At 63.1% G+C, this 19,522-nt stretch carries 14 protein-coding genes; 9 read left to right on the top strand and 5 right to left on the bottom strand.

All coding sequences use genetic code 11. The annotated features are described in order from the left end of the window. Window positions 1–6 precede the first annotated feature (6 nt). Genes RM533_RS07225 through RM533_RS07215 form a run of 3 tightly spaced genes read left to right on the top strand, consistent with a single transcriptional unit; the run spans window position 7 to window position 2,798 of the window. Window positions 7–441 carry a nuclear transport factor 2 family protein gene (locus RM533_RS07225; RefSeq protein WP_311340551.1) on the top strand — a complete coding sequence of 145 codons (435 nt, stop codon included), beginning with the start codon at window positions 7–9 and terminating at the stop codon, window positions 439–441. A gap of 45 nt (window positions 442–486) precedes the next feature. Beyond that, window positions 487–1,689, top strand: coding sequence for an acyl-CoA dehydrogenase family protein (locus RM533_RS07220; protein WP_311340617.1), 1,203 nt, complete (start codon window positions 487–489; stop codon window positions 1,687–1,689). Window positions 1,690–1,700: 11 nt separating this feature from the next. After that, the gene (locus RM533_RS07215) at window positions 1,701–2,798 is read left to right on the top strand and encodes a phosphotransferase family protein (RefSeq protein WP_311340616.1); all 1,098 of its coding nucleotides are present in this window, start codon (window positions 1,701–1,703) and stop codon (window positions 2,796–2,798) included. A gap of 20 nt (window positions 2,799–2,818) precedes the next feature. On the opposite strand, the gene RM533_RS07210 is transcribed toward RM533_RS07215, so the two are convergent. From RM533_RS07210 to RM533_RS07195, 4 genes are all read right to left on the bottom strand, one after another. Further along, a complete protein-coding gene (locus RM533_RS07210) occupies window positions 2,819–3,577 on the bottom strand; it encodes an SDR family NAD(P)-dependent oxidoreductase (protein WP_311340550.1) in 759 nt (252 codons plus the stop codon). Between the two features lie 1,053 nt (window positions 3,578–4,630). Further along, window positions 4,631–4,981: a DUF190 domain-containing protein gene (locus RM533_RS07205; protein ID WP_311340549.1), complete on the bottom strand. Its 351-nt coding sequence runs from the start codon at window positions 4,979–4,981 to the stop codon at window positions 4,631–4,633. Next, a complete protein-coding gene (locus tag RM533_RS07200; protein WP_311340548.1) occupies window positions 4,978–7,695 on the bottom strand; it encodes a DUF2309 domain-containing protein in 2,718 nt (905 codons plus the stop codon). The genes RM533_RS07205 and RM533_RS07200 overlap by 4 nt, the downstream gene beginning before the upstream one ends. Next, window positions 7,692–9,113, bottom strand: a complete 1,422-nt coding sequence (locus tag RM533_RS07195) for a proton-conducting transporter transmembrane domain-containing protein (RefSeq protein WP_311340547.1) — start codon at window positions 9,111–9,113, stop codon at window positions 7,692–7,694. The genes RM533_RS07200 and RM533_RS07195 overlap by 4 nt, the downstream gene beginning before the upstream one ends. 111 nt (window positions 9,114–9,224) lie before the next feature. On the opposite strand from RM533_RS07195, the gene RM533_RS07190 reads away from it, so the two are divergent. Together RM533_RS07190 and RM533_RS07185 are read left to right on the top strand one after the other, a co-directional pair. Next, window positions 9,225–10,091, top strand: coding sequence for a LysR substrate-binding domain-containing protein (locus tag RM533_RS07190; protein ID WP_311340546.1), 867 nt, complete (start codon window positions 9,225–9,227; stop codon window positions 10,089–10,091). 153 nt (window positions 10,092–10,244) lie between these two features. Further along, a complete protein-coding gene (locus RM533_RS07185) occupies window positions 10,245–11,825 on the top strand; it encodes an amino acid permease (RefSeq protein WP_311340545.1) in 1,581 nt (526 codons plus the stop codon). Window positions 11,826–11,908: 83 nt separating this feature from the next. On the opposite strand, the gene RM533_RS07180 is transcribed toward RM533_RS07185, so the two are convergent. Beyond that, a complete protein-coding gene (locus tag RM533_RS07180; RefSeq protein WP_311340544.1) occupies window positions 11,909–13,084 on the bottom strand; it encodes an oxidoreductase in 1,176 nt (391 codons plus the stop codon). 174 nt (window positions 13,085–13,258) lie between these two features. Here RM533_RS07180 and RM533_RS07175 point away from each other — a divergent pair, with 174 nt between their 5' ends. From RM533_RS07175 to gdhA, 4 genes are all read left to right on the top strand, one after another. Then, window positions 13,259–15,436, top strand: coding sequence for an oxidoreductase (locus tag RM533_RS07175; protein ID WP_311340543.1), 2,178 nt, complete (start codon window positions 13,259–13,261; stop codon window positions 15,434–15,436). Window positions 15,437–15,533: 97 nt separating this feature from the next. Then, the gene (locus tag RM533_RS07170; RefSeq protein ID WP_432265046.1) at window positions 15,534–16,292 is read left to right on the top strand and encodes an ATP-binding cassette domain-containing protein; all 759 of its coding nucleotides are present in this window, start codon (window positions 15,534–15,536) and stop codon (window positions 16,290–16,292) included. Then, window positions 16,289–17,872, top strand: coding sequence for an ABC transporter permease/substrate-binding protein (locus RM533_RS07165; RefSeq protein ID WP_311340542.1), 1,584 nt, complete (start codon window positions 16,289–16,291; stop codon window positions 17,870–17,872). Before RM533_RS07170 ends, RM533_RS07165 begins: the two co-directional genes overlap by 4 nt. A 90-nt stretch (window positions 17,873–17,962) precedes the next feature. Beyond that, window positions 17,963–19,312, top strand: a complete 1,350-nt coding sequence (gene gdhA / locus RM533_RS07160; RefSeq protein WP_311340614.1) for an NADP-specific glutamate dehydrogenase — start codon at window positions 17,963–17,965, stop codon at window positions 19,310–19,312. Window positions 19,313–19,522: the final 210 nt, after the last annotated feature.

Here is a 19,522-nt window from a genome sequence, read left to right as displayed (position 1 = left end):
TTTACCATGACCGGGTCCAAGCTGACCGATGAAGCAGCTTGCCAGCTGGTAAACGACCTGTTTGCCGCGACCGGATCGGGCGACTGGCAAAAGGCTGCCTCGATGCTGACCGACGACCTGGTCATCCACGAAGCCGATTGCGTTCCGATGGCGGGCGAGTACCATGGCAAGGATGCGCTGCAACAGCTTTACACCGATGTGTTCACGCGGCTGGACGTTGCCGAGCTGGAGCAGCTGGGACAAACAGTGGGTGGTGATTACGTGATCAATATTGCCCGGATGCACTTTGCCCAACCCGGCCCAGAACATCCCCGCCTGCGCCCGGCCGAACTTTGCGAGCGGTTCACCATTCGCGATGGCAAGGTGAGCGAGATCAAGCCCTATTATTTCGATCCCACCGCGCTTACCGCCGCGGCCGAGGCAAAACAGAAAGGCGGCTGAGTGGCGCGCGAAGACAACGGACCGGATCTGCTGCACGAAAATCCGCTGGTCGCGATATCGCAGCGCGCGCAGGACATTGGCAGCGGGGTGGAAGCGTTCGTTCGCGAGAAAATTGTTCCTTACGAACAGGACCCACGCCGCGATCATCACGGCGCGCCGACCGAGGAGCTGGTCGCCGAACTGCGGGACAAGGCACGTGCGGCCGGGCTGATGACGCCGCATATCCTGGCGGATGGATCGCATCTGACGCAGGTGGAGACAGCCTATGTCCTGATCCGCTCCGGTCTGTCGCCGCTCGGGCCGCTGGCGCTCAACACCTGCGCGCCGGACGAAGGCAACATGTATCTGCTGGGCCATGTCGGCAATGACATGCTGAAGCGCCGGTTTCTCGACCCGCTGAAAACAGGGGAGGCACGCTCTGCCTTCTTCATGACCGAGCCTGCCGACTGGGGCGGGGCAGGGTCCGACCCGTCGATGATGAAGACCACCTGCCACAAGGATGGCGACGACTGGGTGGTGAACGGCCGCAAGGTGCTGATTACCGGCGCGCAGGGTGCCCGTGTCGGGATCGTCATGGCCAGATCGACAGAGGCGGACAGCGAAGGCGGGGCCTGCATGTTCCTTGTCGATCTTCCCGATGAAGCGATCCGTATCGACCATGTGCCCAATACCATCGACAATTCGATGCCCGGCGGTCATGCGTCGATCACCATCGACAATCTGCGCGTACCGGCCAACCAGATGCTCGGCAAGGCAGGCGAAGGGTTCAAATATGCGCAGGTCCGGTTAAGCCCGGCGCGGTTGTCGCACTGCATGCGCTGGCTGGGTGCGTGCATCAGGGCGCAGGAGATCGCCAGCGCCTATGCCTGCGAGCGCCACGCTTTCGGCAAGCCGCTGGTCGATCATGAAGGCGTCGGCTTTATGCTGGCGCAGAACCAGATCGATATCTGTCAGGCCGAACTGATGATCTATTGGTGCGCCGCGGTGCTCGACACGGGCGATCTTGGCACCACGCAGAGCAGCATGGCCAAGGTTGCAGTATCCGAAGCGCTGATGCGCATTGCCGACAATTGCGTGCAGGTGATGGGCGGCACCGGTGTCACCGATCAGACGATTGTGGAGCAGGTTTTCCGCGAGATCCGTGCGTTCCGCATCTATGATGGGCCGACAGAGGTGCACAAATGGTCATTGGCCAAGAAGATCAAGAAAGCGCATCGCAGCGCGCAGGAACAGAAGCTGGCGCATTGATGGGCGGCGGCATGAGCGTTCATCCATCAATCAGCGGTTCTGCCCAAAATCGCGATGCCAATAGCGGCACGACCAAGGTGCGCAGCGGGTTCGAGCTGGATATTCCCATGCTCGAACATTGGCTGGCCGGAAATGTCGCCAGTTTTGCAGGCCCTTTGCAGGTGGAGCAGTTCAAGGGCGGGCAGTCCAACCCGACCTACCGCCTGATGACGCCGGCGCGCGATTACGTCCTGCGCCGCAAGCCTCCCGGCACGCTGGTCAAAGGCGCGCATGCCGTCGAACGCGAGGCAAGAGTAATGGCTGCCCTGGGCCAGTGTGGCTATCCTGTCCCGCAGATCTTCGGCCTGTGCGAGGATGAGGCCGTGATCGGCACGCCGTTCTTCATCATGGAGCTCGTCGAAGGACGCATCTTCTGGGACGCGACATTTCCGGGCGTCGGACGTGAAGAACGGCCTGCTTATTTCGATGCCATGAACAAGGCCCTGGCCGATCTGCACCGCATTGACCATGAGGCAGCGGGTCTTGGCGATTACGGGCGCCCGGGCAACTATTTTGCGCGCCAGATCGCCCGCTGGTCACGGCAATATACAGAAGATGCGCAGGCAGGTCGCAACGATGACATGGACCGGCTGGTGGACTGGTTGCCGCAGAACATTCCGGCGGGCGATGAAACGACGGTGGTGCACGGCGACATGCGGTGCGACAACATGATCTTCCACCCATCAGAACCAAGGGTGCTGGCAGTCCTTGACTGGGAGCTGTCGACGCTTGGCCATCCGCTGGCCGATTTTGCCTACAATGCCATGATGTATCGCATGCCGCCCGATATCGTGGCCGGTCTGGCCGGAGCCGATCTTGCATCGCTCAACATACCCGGTGAACAGGCGTATGTGGCCGCATATTGCCAGCGGGTCGGACGCCAGAACATCCCTGACTGGGAGTTTTACATGGCGTTCAACTTCTTCCGCCTTGCAGCGATCTTCCACGGTATCAAGGGCCGGGTGCTGCGCGGCACGGCTGCCAGTGCACAGGCCCAGAGCCGCGCCGAGGCCTTTCCCCGCCTTGCCAGACTGGCAGCAGAGGCAATGGACATCTGCCGGCAGGCATGAACCTGCCGTGAGAGGCCGGTTCAGAACTGCACGCGCTTGGTGTAGCCGCCATCGATGACGACATTGGTGCCCGTGGTGTAGGATGATGCAGGGCTGGCGAGGAACACGATGGTGCGCGCCACTTCTTCCGGACCGCCCCAGCGGCCCAGCGCAAAGCTTGCCTCGGTCGCGTCGTAGAGTTCGGGCATGGCCTGGTGAATGGCTTCCCAGTTTCCCCCGGGAAACTTGATCGGTCCTGGCGAAACGCAATTCACCCTGATGCCAAGTGGCCCCAGCATCTGTCCAAGCTGCCCCGAATACGCGATCAGCGCTGCTTTCAATGCGTTGTATGCCTGTGGCATCAGGAAGGTTTCCGTTCCGGCAGTCGATGCCATGATGACGATGGCGGCTGCCTGCGATTTTTCCAGCATCGGCTGCAGCGTTTCGCAGCCCAGTACCGTGCCCTTGATGTCGGCGGCAAAACAGGCTTCCCAGTCACCGGTCGCGCCCGAACCCGATGCGCTCACCCCCGGCACGAAAATGTCGCAACCGCCCAGCCGGTCAGCAGCAGAAGTGAGCCAGTCGGTGTATGCATCATGATCAAGCATGTCGAGCGGCTCACCGATGACCTTGCCGCCATGCCTGGACAGCGCATCGACGGTTTGGGACACCTGTTCGGCATTGCGGGAGAAGAATGCCACATCGCAGCCTTCCTGTGCGAACAGTTCAAGCGCCGCCCGCCCGATCCCGCGGCTGCCGCCGGTGAGGATGACCTTCTTGCCTTGCAATCCAAGATCCATGCGCGCTTTTCCTCATACTGCTTAGCGTTGTTGCAAGAGTCTTCCACAGGAGGGCACTCCTGCGCCACTCCTCATTAGAACAGGCTCTGTCACACCCCGGCTTCCACAAGGCAGCGAGATTGTCGTGGCCGTCCGGCGGGTTATCGAGCCCATGGCGCGGTGGCGACCGGGCAATGTGCGATCTCCCTTGTGCAGGCGGGCAGGGGAGTGCGTTGGGGTGCAGAGCAGGTAAAGTTTTTGCATCCGTAGAACAAATTCGCCGCGCCGCAGGTTGCAAGCTGCCACTGCGAGCAGCGCAGAAAAGCAGGTTGGATGGCGTTATTGGCAGGTGCCGCGATCCACGGATGCTTGCGACACAGACGTGTGCCTTCAGCGCGCGGTTCTTGCGTTCATATTCCGCGGCAGCAGGGGTCAGCGGGACAAGAGTTGGCGAAGCATGACAAGGCCGACGCAATGGATCGCGACACAGCGTGTGCAGCCTCGCCGAAAGCTGCACCAACGCCTCGCCTGCGAGCGGGTCTGCCTTTGCCATCCAGAGATCGTCCTACGCTCCACCGCCAACCGCAGCCGGTCAGACGAAGGCGGCACGACGGCGTTCGCCGGCACAGCGTGCCGTCCACCTGCCTCCTGAGCTTCATGAGCAGCATGCATGCCGGTCGGGGCGGACCTGGCCAAAGCGGTACAATCCAGCATTTTACCTATGGTGCAGCGGTTTTTTACGTCCAAGGCGACCAGCCTCTCCGGGCCAGACTTATCAAGCTTACCTGCGCGCCTTCGGGCAGCCGGGTCAGCATCGAGCCAGTTTTGGCCGGCTTCCCATTATGTCACACTCGGCCAACAAGGCGACTTTGGAACATCCTGCCAAGTCACGGACGCTTCGAGGTCGCACGATTTCAAAGCCGCCCCGGTCACAAGGCGTTCTGGTAGGAAGGAGAAGCACCGCAGATCGGGTCTGTCCTTCCGAACGGAGCGAGCCGGGTCTGCCATGCGCCGCTCTGGTCGCAGGCGGGTCAAATCTGCGCAGGCGTCTCTGCGCGACCTGCCCTGCTACCGCTAGCCTGCGACCTTGGCGAAATAATCGGATCGGATCACGTCCACATCGGACAGGAAGGTCACGCCCGGCCGCTTTTCAAAGAGGCGGGTAAGACCTTTTGCCACTTCGGTTACCACGTCAGGATCGGCGACGCCGACAAACATCACCAGACCCGTCTGATCATTGAAGATCGATTTGCCGTGATGAAAACCGGAATGGCCAAAGCCTGCCACGTCACGGATCATCGTCCACCCGCCGACCCCTGCCGCCTTCAGCAATTCCTCGACTATATGCCGATCCTCGGCCTGCGCGACGATCTCGATCTTCTTGAACCGGTGCAGCGCCAGTCCGTCATGTTCTGCGGTACTCATTGTCCATTCTCCTCCTGTGGCGCGGAACTGCGGGCAAGATCGTTCCAGCCCCCTGCTGCCTGTTCGTCGCGCCGCCAGCGTTGTGCCTCTCCTGTCACCGGATCGATCACCACCAGCGATACCCAGCCAAGCCCGAACAGGCGTTTCAAAACACCGTTCGACATCACCACCTTTTCAACAAGGTCGAACGGGGCCAGCACGACCGTCAACAAGCGCTGCGGCACGTGGAACGGCGTGCCATCGTCGCGGAACAGCGACTGGTAAGGCAGCCCGATCCTGAGATCGCCGCCATTGCCCTGCACCACCCCGATGCCGCCAAGCACGTTCTGGGTGACCTTGTTGCCCGAACCGAAACGGTCATTGTCGATGGTGGAGAACAGATATTGGCAGTTGATCCACTGCGCCACGACCATGGGTGCGGTAAGGATGGTGGTAAGCGCCGTGCCGTCTGCATCATCTGTCCAGTCGTAACTGTGGAGAAATGCACGGCCGCCAAGGTCCACTTCGCTGGTGAGCCACCGCGGCCCCACGATGAAGCCCGCATTGCCCGACAAAGCCCATTCCGGTCGCACTTCGCCCCAGTGCATCGCTCCCCTCTCCAGATCGTCGGGTCGCCGTTCGAGCAGGACGGCCCGACGTGCGCGGTTTGTGTCACCTGCCTGTTGAAGGTCTTGGACAAGCACGGCAAGATCGTCCCGATGCGTGTCCGGCACCTCTGCTGCATCAAGGATGGTCACGACATCCGTGGTCGTGTCATGTTCGGCGGCAACGAAGCTTGTGTGCAGCGCCACCGGCAACCCGTCTGCGGCAAGTCCTGCTCGCACCTGCGGATCGTTGAGCATCTGCGTCAGGACGCGGGCGTTGAACCCGCCTGCATGCCCGCCGCATGCGCCGCAGTCGAGCGCGGCTGCGTAAGGATTGTTCACCGTGGTCCCGCCATGCCCGACCAGGACCACCAGCCGGGCAGTGTCTGCAGGCAAGCCGGTCAGCCGGAACAGCGCGGTTGCAAAGCCGATCTTTTCTTCCAGCGTGAACACACCGCCTCGGGTGTCGATATCTTCGGCGCCTGAGTGACCAAGGCCTGAGTTACCAAGACCCTTTTGTCCGGTGCCGGTATGTTCGCCAGAACCTTCGTTCGGGATGCAGTGTCGATCGAGGCAGGGGCCAAGCGTGTTCTGCCGCGCGATCTGCCGCCGTTGCTTCATGCCGCCCACCCAGCGCGGAGCGACCGTCCTTGCCACCATCAGCAGCCCGGCCAGCGGCCCGACCGCCTCGGCAGTGGCAAAGGCCGTTGCTCCGCCCTGCTTTGCCGTGTCGAGCAGGCGCGAGAGATGTTTTTGCGAAGCCGCATTGTCGATGACCGCGCGGGCCTCGCGTTCATGCCCCGCGCTCGCCTGTTCGGCGACATCGTGCTGCGGCGACAGCAGCACCGGCAGCAGCCGCTTTCGCCGCGCGCCACCGGCGGGGTGAGCCGCAATCGGCAGGCCGAAGAACCCGGCATATCCCAGCGTCTCATAATTGCCCTGCGCCTCAAGCGCCCGGCGAAACGGTTCCGAACGCACGTCGATGCAGAACACAAGCTGTGCATCGGGCGTGCTTGCCAGCCTTGGCCGCACTGCTGCGGAACGCAGTTTTGGCGCAAGTGCATTGGCATAGGTCTGTTCGGCGGCTGTCATGAACAGAGCGGCCATGCTGTCCTCGTCGAGGCCTGCAATTGCTGCAAACTGGTCGCGTGCGTAGGGTGGCAATGCGTCGATCTGGCTGTCGAGCAGGCCGAAATGCCGGGCAAGGTCGGTTTGCGTCGTGGTCACAGAAGGCTGGCCAGCAGGCGGCCGGGCCGTGAGCGGCGGGTCTGCGGCAGCGGCGGTGTGGCTGGCGCCGCTGCGTGCCAGCAGCATCCACAAGGCCAGCAGGTCGGCCATGGTGCCGGGATTGCCGGCGCTGATTGCGGCGTCGGCATTTTCATTGCGCCAGCGGATGTGGCCAGCCCATCCCGGCAGGCGGCTGACCATGCAGCCCAGCCAGTCCACCTGATCGTCGGGCGCAATCTCCAGCTGGCAAAGCCCTTCTGCAATTGCCTCCAGCGGATTGCGCGGCACGCTGAGCAACAGCTCCTGTCCCGCAGCGCCAGTCAGCGCGCGAAAATCGGGGTCATGGCCGATCAGGGCAAGCACGGCAGGGTAAAGGCCAAGCTGGCGATGCGGCATGGCGCTGGTCGCCTGCCCCTGGTCGAAAAACGCAGCGCACCATTTGGCAATGAGAGCAGCATCACGGGCCAGCATGGCAGGCGCGTCGTGCACCGGCGCGTCGTGCACAGGCGAGACGGGCACAGGCGAGACGGGCGGGGCGGACAGCCGTGCCATCAGCAGATCGAGCCGCGATACATCAAGACCAAGCATCGAGAAGGCAGCGTCCAGCCCGCCAAGATGCTCGATCGCTGCATCGCGCAGCGCCCGCTCGTCGATATGCCCTGCCTGCATCATCTCGCGCCATTGTGCGACGGGAAGCTGGCGCCGGGCGGCGAATTGCTTGGCAGCACGCTCGACCGCGATCTCGAACGGATATTCCTCGAAACCTGACAGCGGGTTTACCGCAATCGCGCTTTCCAGCGGCCACAGCGGCGCCACGATCCGCGAAGCGAGCGCAACCATGCCCGCAATTTCCGCCCGGGTCAGCGGGGTGTCGAACCGGGAAGCAGGAACGGCCATGTTCATTGCGGCACTCCTTTGTTCTTGGCTGTTTCAGACGCAGGCGGCAGTGCACCTGCGTTGAGGAGGTGAATGTAGAGGCGGGGCGGCAAAGGCGTGCCGTTGCGCAGGATCTGCTGCTGCCAGAGCCAGAAGGCCAGGAACACGACGAGGATCGCCAGCGGCACCCATGACGGCAGGAGAAAGAGACTGTTGGCGTCCACGACCAGCCCTGCCACCAGCAACCCGAGCACATAAAAAGCAATCAGCCCGGCGATCACCAGAGCCTGCGTCAGCTGCGCCTTCATTGTCAGTTTTGCCCGCATGTTCATCGCCAGCGCCGCGCAGGCTGTTGCAACACCCAGAAGAAACGGGATGAGGCTGCCGGCAATCTGGCTGTAGGAGGCAAGCGCAATAGCGACCGCCAGGATGGCACCGGCAATGACGATCCGTTCGGGTGCAGCAAGTGCGACAGGCGCGCGCGGCTGCTTCATGCCGACCGCCGAACCGGAGCCCAGGAACAGCCAGGCCTTGAACAGGCCGTGCGCAATCAGGTGCCACAGAGCCGCGGCGTAAGCGCCAAGCCCGCAGCTCATGATCATGAACCCCATCTGCGACACGGTTGAACCAGCAAGCGAACGTTTGATGTCGGGCCGCACCATCATGATGCCGATCCCGTAAAGCGCCGCGACAGCACCCAGCACCACTGCGGCAATACGCACCCCGGGCGCTGCTTCGAACACGCTGGCAAAGCGGATCAGCAGGAAGCCGCCGGCATTGACCAGTCCTGCATGCATGAGCGCAGAAACAGGAGTCGGTGCCGTCATGGACGAGAGCAGCCAGCCGCTGAAAGGTGGCAGCGCACAGCGAGCAGCAGCGGCGGTCAGCAGCAAGGCGGCCACCAGCGTGACCAGCGCCGGCGGCATCAGCGTTGCAGCCACCAGCGACAGCCGCAGGTCGGCAGAACCCGACCACCAGGCCAGGATCGCCAGGGCAATCACCAGCGCAGTGTCGCCAATGATGAAGGACATTGCCGCCCGGCGCGAAGCGGCCTGCGCCTCGCCCCAGCCGCTGCTGTGTCCGATCAGCCGGGCGAGCAGCCAGCCGCTCGCCAGCCAAGCGAGGGCCAGCACGATGAGATTGCCTGCAAACAGGAAGGCCAGCACCGCGCCGATCAGTGCCAGCATCAGGAGGAAGAAAGCCTGGCGATGGCCGTCGGCGCGCATGTATCTGGCGGAGAAGGACGCAGCAATGGCGCCGACAAACAAGGTCAGCACGCCAAGAGCCAGCGACAGCTTGGTGATGGCAACGCTGCCGATGGCGGCGGCGATCGACAGGAGGGTCATGACCGCAAGCCCGAGCCAGAGTGCACCGGTAACGACGGTGCCGATCTCCATGGTATCGTTCGGGCGCGTTGCAGAGGTGGTGACAGATGAGTGCGGCATGAACAGTCCCTTTCCGGTGACGCGCCCTGCCACTGCTGCAAGGATTTGGATAACGAGTTATCTAAATAGCAATCATTGACATCTGAAATGGCTGCTGCTGCAAGGATGGTCATGCTTGGCACCCGCACCCTTGATCTTGATCTGCTCCGCTGCTTTGTCACCATTGCCGAGACAGGCAGCTTCACCCGCGCCGGCACCCGGCTTGGCCGCACGCAATCCACCATCAGCCTGCAGGTGAAGCGGCTTGAAGAACAGCTTGGCCGCAAGGTGCTGGCACGAACGCCGCGTTCGCTCAGCCTGACTGGCGACGGGGAACGCCTGCTGGGCCCGGCGCGCCAGTTGCTGCGGTTGAACGATGCCGCCATCGCGCAACTCTTCGAGCCGGAGATCACCGGCGCGGTCCGGCTGGGCGTGCCGGAGGATTTCGCAACAGCGCATCTCCCCTCGGTGCTGGCCGATTTCGCCAAGGCGCATCCGCTGGTCGAGCTTGAAGTGACCTGCGACCTGACGCTGAACCTGCTGGAGAAATTCTACGAACAGGCGTTCGATCTCGTGCTGGTCAAGCGCGAGCCGCTGGCCCCCATGGAAGGCATGCGCGTCTGGCGCGAGCCGCTGGTCTGGGTTGCGCAGGACCAGCTTGCGGTTACCGACATGGCGGTCGTGCCGCTGGTCGTATCGCCCGAACCTTGCGTCTATCGCAAACGCGCTCTCGATGCGCTGGAGGCGGTCGGTAGAACGGCACGCATTGCCTATACCTCCACCAGCCTTGCCGGCAGTCTGTCGGCAGTCGGCGCAGGTTTGGGAGTAACCGTGCTGCCGCGCGAAATGGTTCCGGCGCATCTGCGTTCCGTGGTTGGCGATGCCGACCTGCCGGTGCTGCACGACACCGAAATCGCCTTGATCGAAGCGCCCGGACTGTCGGACACCGCGCACCGCCTGGCGATCCATATCGTGGAAGCGCTGGAACGCGGCAGCTAGCGCAAAACTGCCGGCGCAGGAAAATTCATCTCTCGTCAATCGGCCGATTGCACATCGTGGCGAAGCGCTTAAAAGAATGGTCGCACGCCGGCGAAGCAAGAGCGTCTTGTAACGGGCTGTCTGGTTCTTTTCACATATGATGCTTGCCGGCGCATGATTTTCGACCGCGTAAAACCGCTTGAGGCCATTCTGGCGACAGCCGAAGCCAAGGGCCTGCGCCGCTCGCTCGGCGCGATCCAGCTGATGCTGTTCGGCATTGGCTGCGTGATCGGCACCGGAATTTTCGTGCTGACCGCAGCAGGCGCGCAAAAGGCAGGGCCGGGCCTGATGCTTGCCTTTGCCATTGCGGGGGCAGTGTGCATCATAGCAGCGCTGTGCTATTCCGAAATCGCTTCGATGATCCCTGTTGCCGGCAGCGCTTACACCTACAGCTACGCCAGCCTTGGCGAGCTTGTCGCGTGGACAGTCGGCTGGGCGCTGATCATGGAATATGCCGTCGCCGCCGCAGCGGTATCGGTCGGCTGGTCCGGATATTTCACAGGCACCATTCTCAATGAATTCCTCGGCGTGACCTTGCCACCATGGCTGAGCGCAGGACCGCTGGCGTTTGGCGGCGCAGCAGGCGGGCTGATCAACCTGCCCGCGCTGGTCATCGCGGTGCTGGTCACCTGGCTGCTCATCATCGGCACCAGCGAAAGCGCCAAGGTCAATGCCGTGCTGGTCGCGATCAAGGTCGTCGCGCTGACCGTGTTCGTCATCATCACTCTGCCACAGGTCGAGGTGCAGCGCTTCAATCCGTTCCTGCCTGCCGGCATTTTCGGCGGGTTCGGCACCGGAACGGGCGCGGTGGGCGCTGCGGCAACGATCTTCTTTGCCTATGTCGGTTTTGACGCGGTTTCGACGGCGGCGGAGGAAACCCGCAATCCGCAACGCAACGTGCCCATTGGTCTGGTCGGATCGCTGCTGTTCTGCACTGTTTTCTACATTCTTGTGGCGGCAGGCGCGATCGGCACCATCGGCGGTCAGCCGATCATGGGCCCGGGCGGCATACCTTTCCCGGCCGGATCGGAGGAACTGGCACGCCAGTGCGCCATGCCGATCCACGCAGCAAGGCTGGTGTGTTCGGACGAAGCTCTGGCACATGTGCTGCGGCAGCTCGGATTCTCCACCTTTGGCAATCTCATGGGGATTGCAGCCTTTCTTGCCTTGCCGTCGGTGATCCTCGTCCTGCTGTTTGGACAAACGCGCATTTTCTTTGTCATGAGCCGCGATGGCTTGCTGCCCGACGCGCTGAGCAAGGTGCACCCGAAATGGGGCACTCCGCATGTCGTCACGATGATAACGGGCGCCTTTGTTGCCATTGCCGCAGCGTTCTTCCCCGTTGGCCAGCTTGCGGACATATCGAATGCAGGCACGCTTTACGCCTTTGGCATGGTGGCGGTGGCGGTATTGCTGCTGCGGCGCCGCCGTCCCGATCAGGAGCGCAAGTTCCGGGTGCCGTTTGTCTGGGTCGTCGCGCCACTCACCATCGCAGGTTGCCTGTTCCTGTTTCTCAACCTGCCGGTGGCCGCCATGCTGATGCTGCCTGGGTGGAGCGCACTTGGCCTGCTGTTCTACTTCCTCTATGGCAGACGCCGCAGCCATCTGGCGCAAGGCATGATCCAGGTTCCGGAGTCCGAAATAGGCACGCTGGAGCCCGACATTCCCGGGATTGCAGACCGAAACCGGCCCTGAACTCTGGGCCCTGAACTCTGGGCCCTGAACTCTGGGTCCTGAACTCTGGCCCCAAACTCTGGCTCTCACATGCGTGCGGCTGGCTATTGCAGCTGCGTCAGCTTCTGAAGGTCCAGCGGGAGCAGGGTCTCATCCTGACCACTGCGAATCTTTTGCGGCCAGTCGGGATCTGCCAATAACGAGCGACCGATGGCGAGCAGGTCGAAGTCGCCGCGCGCCATCATCTTGCACACTGTATCAAGCATGGCGAGCGAAACGGTCGGCAGACCGCTGTTCTCAGCAGCACCGTCGGCACTGTTGCCGGCGGCTTCCTCCTCGGTGAACAATCCGGCAAGACCCACCGATCCGACCGCGATGGTTGGCTTGCCGGTCAACGCCTTGACCCAGCCCGCAAGGTTGCGATCGTCCCCCTTGAACGCAGGGGTCAGCACCTCGCGCTGGGAACAGTCGAACATGTCGACGCCCGCTGTCACCAGCGGCTCCAGCAGCGCGCCCAGCTCATCAGGCGTGCGCGCGATGACGGCATCGTAAGCATCGATCTTGAACTGAGAAATGCGCGCCAGGAGGGGAAAGCCGGGCCCTACTGCCTGCCTGCACGCGGCGATGACTTCTGCAGGAAAGCGGGCCCGATTGGCGCTGGAGCCGCCATATTCATCGTCGCGGCGATTGGTTGCCGGCCACAGGAACTGATCGAGGAGGAAACCGTGTCCACAATGGATTTCCACACCGCCAAAGCCCGCCTCACGCGCGGCAAGGGCCCCTTTGGCAAACGCATCGCGCACTGCGGCAAGGTCCGCAGCATCCATGGCTTTGCCCGACGGCTTGCCCGCTAAGTGGCCGGAGACGCCAGCGTCGTCATGGCTTTTAAGGTCGGCAATGGAATAGCCCGAAGGACCGATCGCCTCGCTGCTGTCGAAAGCTTCGGTACGCCGCGCCATGCCCGCATGCCAGAGCTGCGGCACGAAAGGGGCCGGAAGATCGCGCAGATCGTCTGCAATGTGGCGCCATTGTGCAAGCGCCGGGCCATGAAAGCGGGGGCCGGTGCCGTCGTAATCGGCAAGCGGGTGGTCGATTGCGGCCGCGCCCGTGATCATCATGCCGACCCCGCTTGCGCTGCGCTGCCTGAAATACCGGGCATATCCGCGCTGCGGAACGCCTGCGTCGGCATGGGCGCGGCCCATCGGCGACATGACGATCCGGCTTGGCAGAGAGAGGCCTGCCTGCTCGAACGGTTCAAACAGGATTGAACGTGTCGCCATTATTGCTCCCGTTTCAGCGCGCCAGCCATTTCATGGCGTATTGGTTGCGACAAGCGCGCGCAACCTATACGCTGTTCCGGCAAATCCGCCGATATTGCAAGGTCGCGGATTTTTTGCCGGGTACAAGAGGGGTCGGGCGCAAGGTCCTTGCCCCAGGAGAGGATTGTCCAGAACATGACATCGAACCGCTATCCCCACCTCCTGTCTCAGGGCCGGATCGGATCAATGGTGCTGCGCAACCGGATCGTGGTGACCGCCATGGGCGTCAGCCTGTCGGAGCCGGACGGAACGGTCGGCGAACGCCTCATCGCCTATCATGAGCAGCAGGCCAAGGGCGGCGCCGGTCTCATCGTGTCCGGCGTTGCAGGAGTCGCCTGGCCTGTCGGCGCCGTAGCAGTGAACCAGACGGCGATCTCGGATGACAGGTTCCTGCCGGGTCTTGAGGAGCTGACCCGCCGCGTGCACGCGCATGGCGCCTGCATCGCAGCGCAGCTTCACCACGGCGGGCTTGTTGCCGGCTATTCCGCGATGGTGAATGGTCATCCCTTGTGGGCGCCTTCAATTCCCGGAAAGCCCAAGGGCAGCGTGGGCGATTATTTCCTGATGGAAGAGCTTGCCGGCAAAGGTGCCATGCCGCCAATCGACATCAAGGTGCTGGAAAAAAGCGACATCGACCTTGTCGTCGAGCAGTTTGCAGCCGCTGCACGCCGGGCAGTGACAGCCGGTTTCGACGCGGTGGAGATCCATGCCGGACATGGCTATCTGTTGTCATCCTTCATTTCGCCTTATTCCAACAAGCGCACGGACGAATACGGCGGCAGTTTGGAAAACCGGGCCCGGTTTGCGCTTGAAGTGCTGCGGGCCGTGCGGGCCGAAGTAGGGCCGGACTTTCCGGTCTGGATGAAGATCGATTCCCGCGAAGTTGGCAGGCAGGACGGCATCACCATCGATCTTGCCCAGCAGTTTGCAAAGATGGTCGAGGATGCAGGCGCCGATGCAGTGACTATCACGGCCTATCACGACACGGATCTTGGCAAGCTCCACTCCCAGTCACATACTCCGCAGATCGAATCCTGGAACCTTGATTCTGTTGCCAGCATCCGTTCGGCGATAAGCATTCCGGTCATCGGGTCGGGACGGGTCGAAGCGCGCGTGGCGGACCGGGCAATCGGCGACCAGGAGCTGGACTTCATTGCCATGGGCAGGAAGCTGCTTGCCGATCCCTATCTGCCGGCAAAGCTTACCCGTGGCGCCCCGGACGAGGTGCGGCCGTGCATCTATTGCTACACCTGCATCTCGGCGATCTACATGGGCGATGTGGTGCGTTGTGCGGTCAACCCGGAACTCGGTCTGGAGCTCAAAGGCAAGCCGCTGCCCGCAAAGGGTGCGCGCCACGTGGCAGTGGTCGGCGGCGGGCCGGGCGGAATGGAGGCAGCGCACCGGCTGCGCGCGCTGGGCTACAGAGTTACGCTGATCGAGAAATCGGATCGTCTGGGCGGGACGCTGCGCTTTGCAGCGCTTGCCTACGAGCCGAACGGCCGCTTGCTGACCTGGCTGCAGGGGCAGATTGCCGCCATGGGAGTGGACGTGCGCCTCTCGACGCAGGCGACGCCCGAACTGCTGCGCGCGCTTGGGGTGGACAGCGTGCTGGTCGCGACAGGCGCCGTGCGCGACATGCCGCCGATCCCCGGCAGCACACGCGACCATGTCTATTCAGGCGACGATCTGCGCGGGATGATGCTGGGCGAGATCACCTCGGATCTGAAGCGCAAGACCTCGACGCTGTCACGGGTGGCGACGCGAATTGGCGCTGCAACCGGCGCGACTGCCAATCCGGCGCTGGTGCGCAAGGCGACACATGCCTGGATGCCGCTTGCCGATGAAATCGTGATCATCGGAGGAGAGCTGGTCGGGCTGGAGCTTGCCGAGTTCCTGATGGAGCGCAAGCGCACGGTCCACGTTCTTGAACAGGCGCCCCGCATGGGCAAGGGCCTGACGCTGGTGCGGCGCATGCGCATTCTGGCCGAGCTTGTCGAACATGGCGTTACTCTGCATGCAGGCGTGTCCAACATTGCGATTGGCAAGCAGGACGTGACCTTCGACAGCAAGGACGGGCAATCGCTGGCCATTCGTGCCGGCAATGTGATCGTGGCACAGGGCGCCCGCGGCGACACCGCGCTTGCAGATGCATTGAAGGCAGCCGGCATGGACGTGCATGTCTATGGCGACGCGCTTGGTGTCGGATATATCGAAGGCGCGATGCGCGGTGCAGCGGACGCCGTGGCAAGAGTCGCAGGCGGCCGGATCGGTGTTGGTGACGAACAGGCAAAGCTTGCGGAGGCAACGGCATAGCCAGCGCGGGTCGCGCGTCCTCAATGCAGGAGTGCGACCGACCTGACCGGCTGCGTGTTTTCCTGCACATCCGCGCTGCCGGTAAGCGACGCCTGCTTTGAACGCTCCTTTCATCAGCGTTGAAAACGTGTCCCACGCCTTTGCCGGAACACCCGCGGTCAAAAGCGTCGGGATCGATATTGCGGCAGGCAGCTTTGTCGCTCTGATCGGCGCGTCCGGCTCCGGCAAATCGACCTTGCTCAAGACGATCAACCGGCTGATTGCGCCGGATGAGGGGCGGGTGCTGATCGAAGGTGTCGATGTTGCAGGTCTGGCCGCGCCGGTGCTGCGCCGGCAGATCGGTTACGTGTTTCAGGGGATCGGTCTTTTCCCGCATATGAATGTGGCTGAAAACATCGCCATCGTTCCGCGGCTGGCAGGCAGTTCCCTCGCCGCTCAGCGGATTGCCGAGCTTCTGGGTCTGGTGGAATTGCCGCCGGCGCTGGCGGGCCGGATGCCGGAGGAACTGTCCGGCGGGCAGCGGCAGCGCGTCGGGGTCGCCCGCGCTCTTGCAGCGCAGCCGCGGCTGCTGCTGATGGATGAACCCTTCGGCGCGGTGGATGCCGTGGTGCGGGACGCGCTTGGGCAGAGAGTTCTGGCGCTGCACCGGCAGCTTGGCCTGACGACGATCATGGTCACGCATGATGTCGCCGAGGCGCTGTTGCTGGCCGATCGTGTGCTGGTCATGCACGAAGGCTGCATCGTTGCGGATGCCACGGCAGCACAATTGCTGGCAGGCGATGGCGGAGAGATCGCGCAGGATCTTGTCGCGGTCCCGCTCCGGCAGGCGCAGGCGCTCGCGCGGCTGGCACGGTGAGGGCGTTGTTCGCCACAACGCTGCGGCTTGGCGATGCGCTGAGCCAGCATGTGCTCCTGTGTGCAGCGGCGCTGTTGCTGGGCGTCATGGTCGCGCTGCCGCTGGCGGTATGGGCGAGCCGCTCCCGCGCGGTGGCGCAGGTGTCGCTTGGTATCGCCGGTCTGATCCAGACCATCCCTGCGCTCGCCTTGCTGGCGCTGTTCTTTCCGGTGCTGCTGGCGCTGCGCAGCGTTTTTGGCGCAGGATTGCCGGCGCTGGGCTTCCTGCCTGCCTTGCTGGCGTTGTCCCTTTATGCCGTGCTGCCGATCCTGCGCAACACGGTCACAGCGCTGGTCAACATGGACCCGCGCGTCATCGAAGCAGCAGATGGCGTGGGCATGACAGGCTATCAGAGATTGCGGCTGGTTGAGGCTCCGCTGGCCGCGCCTTTCGTGATGGCTGGCATCCGCACGGCGGCGGTGTGGACGATCGGAGCGGCGACGCTGGCGACCACGATCGGGCAGCAGAGCCTTGGCGATCCGATCTTTGCCGGCCTGCAGACGCAGAACTGGGAGCTTGTGCTGGCAGGCTGCATCGCCGCTGCTGCGCTGGCGCTGGTGGCGGACGGCCTTCTTGCCATGGTGGAGCGCGGTTTTGCCATGCGCCGGCCAATGCTGGTGTTCATCGGTGCGGGGCTTGCCCTCGCTGGCGTCGCGGGCGCTGCTGTTGCAATGCGCGATGATGGCCGCGACGTGGCAGTGGTCGGCGCAAAGAACTTTTCCGAACAATACATCCTTGCCCGCCTCATCGGGGCGCGGCTGTCGGCAGCGGGATACAAGGTGGAATATCGCGAAGGGTTGGGCTCCTCGGTGATCCACCGGGCGCTGACCAGTGGCGCGATCGATGTGTATGTCGATTACACCGGCACGATCCTTGCCAACGAGATCGGCCCGGGCAACATGGATGACGCGGGCACGGCGCCTGCCGATCTGGTCGAGGCAATTGCCCGGTGGGAGCGGGAGACGACAGGCACAAGGCTGCTGGGTGCGCTCGGCTTCGAGAACGCCTACGCATTCGCGATGCCCAAGGAGGTGGCCCGTGAACGAGGCATTGCAGCGCTCGATGATCTTGCGCCTGTCGCGTCTTCGCTGACGATTGGGGGCGATCTTGAGTTCTTCGAGCGGCCGGAATGGAAGGCGGTTCGCGAAGCGTATGGTCTGCAGGCGGCCAACACACGCAGCTTTTCGCCAACCTTCATGTATGACGCGCTCATTGCGCGAAATGCCGATGTGATCAGCGCCTTTTCATCGGACGGGCGAATTGCGGCCGATGATCTGCTGGTGCTTGCCGATCCACGCGGCGCACTTCCTGCTTATGACGCGGTGTTGCTCATCGCGCCCGACCGGGCCGAAGATCCGCGCTTCGTTGCAGCGCTGCGGCCGCTGATCGGCGCGATCAACGTGGAAGCCATGCGCAGGGCCAATTATGCTGTTGACCGCCAGCAGGCCAAGCGCACGCCGCAACAGGCAGCGCAGGAATTGGCGGAAGAACTGGCGCAGAAGCAGGCCATCACGACGGGTGGGGCGCCGGATGCGCGATAATGACCTGTGGCAGCTACGTGCTCCTGGGGGGGGTTGCGAGACGCGCCCCCATGCTGCAAATGCTCACAAAAGCATCAGAAGGAAGCCATTCTGTCCCGCATAGATGAAAAGCTGCAGCCCGTGCTGGCCGAAGTCCTGCGCCGGAACGCCGGTGAACCGGAGTTCCATCAGGCCTTCACCGAGGTTCTGGAAAGCCTGGGCCGGGTTATTGCCAAGCATCCCGAGTTTCTTGAAACGGCGCTGATCGAGCGGATTGCGGAACCCGAACGCCAGATCATCTTTCGCGTGCCGTGGGTCAACGACAACGGGAAGGTGGAGATCAACCGCGGCTTTCGCGTGCAGTTCAATTCGGCGTTGGGTCCGTACAAGGGCGGTCTGCGTTTTCACCCGTCGGTAAACCTTGGTATCGTGAAGTTCCTCGGTTTCGAGCAGATCTTCAAGAACGCGCTTACCGGCCTGCCGATCGGCGGCGGCAAGGGTGGGGCAGACTTCAACCCGCGCGGCCGTTCGGACGGGGAGGTCATGCGGTTCTGCCAGTCCTTCATGACGGAACTGCACCGCCACATTGGCGAATACACCGACGTTCCTGCGGGCGATATCGGAGTTGGCGCGCGCGAGATCGGCTATCTGTTCGGCCAGTACAAACGGCTGACCAACCGCTACGAAGCGGCCGTGATGACCGGCAAGGGGCTGGTTTACGGCGGTTCGCGCGCCCGGACCGAAGCGACGGGCTATGGCACTGTCTATTTTGTCGAACGCATGCTTGCGACCCGGGGCCACAGCATGGAGGGGCAGAGGGTCATCGTCTCGGGTTCCGGCAATGTGGCCATCTATGCGATCCAGAAGATCTTCTCGCTTGGCGGCCGGGTCGTGGCCTGTTCGGATTCGCAAGGGTTCGTCGTCGATGACAACGGGATCGATCCTGAACTGCTGAAGGAGGTGAAGGAAGTCCGGCGGGAACGCATTTCGGAATATGCCCGCCTCAAGGGCGGCAGCGCCCGTTACGTGGAGAACGCGTCGATCTGGTCAGTGCCGGCCGATGTGGCGCTGCCTTCGGCGACCCAGAACGAGCTTACGGGCAAGGACGCGCTCGACCTGGTGAAAAACGGCGTCATCGCGGTGGGCGAAGGGGCAAACATGCCGACCACGCCCGATGCGGTCCGCATTCTTCAGGAAGCCAACGTGCTGTTCGCGCCGGGCAAGGCGGCGAATGCCGGCGGTGTTGCAACCTCCGCGCTGGAAATGCAGCAGAATGCCTCACGCGACAGCTGGTCTTTCGAACAGACCGAAAGCCGCCTTGCCGAGATCATGCACACGATCCACGACAATTGCGCTGCAACAGCAGAGGAATATGGTACGCCCGGCGATTACGTGCTCGGTGCAAACATCAACGGCTTCGTGCGCGTCGCAGAGGCCATGAACGCATTTGGCGTGATCTGACCCGCTGCCGGGGAGGGTCGGCGCGAGGTCCGGCCAGGAACCCGGCTTTTCGAGTGCAGCCTTCGCGCGGTTTTGGGAAGGCCGCAGGCAAGCGTTCGCGTCTTGCCGTGCCTGCCGTTCCTGACCAAGGCGATCGTTGTCCATGCCCTTTGTCATGGCCGGTCATCGTGTTCCCGTTCCCTCGCGCGCGCTGTTCAACCTCAGGCAAAT

Origin of the sequence: Croceicoccus esteveae, from assembly GCF_031846435.1 — a bacterium.
Taxonomy (GTDB): Bacteria; Pseudomonadota; Alphaproteobacteria; order Sphingomonadales; family Sphingomonadaceae; genus Croceicoccus; species Croceicoccus esteveae.
This window is presented reverse-complemented; position numbering and strand designations above follow the sequence as displayed.

Excerpts from the sequence above, each read along its gene's own strand:
- RM533_RS07225 (WP_311340551.1), top strand. The coding sequence starts at position 7 with ATGACCGGGTCCAAGCTGACCGATGAAGCAGCTTGCCAGCTGGTAAAC.
- RM533_RS07215 (WP_311340616.1), top strand. The coding sequence starts at position 1,701 with ATGAGCGTTCATCCATCAATCAGCGGTTCTGCCCAAAATCGCGATGCC.
- RM533_RS07210 (WP_311340550.1), bottom strand. The coding sequence starts at position 3,577 with ATGGATCTTGGATTGCAAGGCAAGAAGGTCATCCTCACCGGCGGCAGC.
- RM533_RS07205 (WP_311340549.1), bottom strand. The coding sequence starts at position 4,981 with ATGAGTACCGCAGAACATGACGGACTGGCGCTGCACCGGTTCAAGAAG.
- RM533_RS07200 (WP_311340548.1), bottom strand. The coding sequence starts at position 7,695 with ATGAACATGGCCGTTCCTGCTTCCCGGTTCGACACCCCGCTGACCCGG.
- RM533_RS07195 (WP_311340547.1), bottom strand. The coding sequence starts at position 9,113 with ATGCCGCACTCATCTGTCACCACCTCTGCAACGCGCCCGAACGATACC.
- RM533_RS07190 (WP_311340546.1), top strand. The coding sequence starts at position 9,225 with ATGCTTGGCACCCGCACCCTTGATCTTGATCTGCTCCGCTGCTTTGTC.
- RM533_RS07185 (WP_311340545.1), top strand. The coding sequence starts at position 10,245 with ATGATTTTCGACCGCGTAAAACCGCTTGAGGCCATTCTGGCGACAGCC.
- RM533_RS07180 (WP_311340544.1), bottom strand. The coding sequence starts at position 13,084 with ATGGCGACACGTTCAATCCTGTTTGAACCGTTCGAGCAGGCAGGCCTC.
- RM533_RS07175 (WP_311340543.1), top strand. The coding sequence starts at position 13,259 with ATGACATCGAACCGCTATCCCCACCTCCTGTCTCAGGGCCGGATCGGA.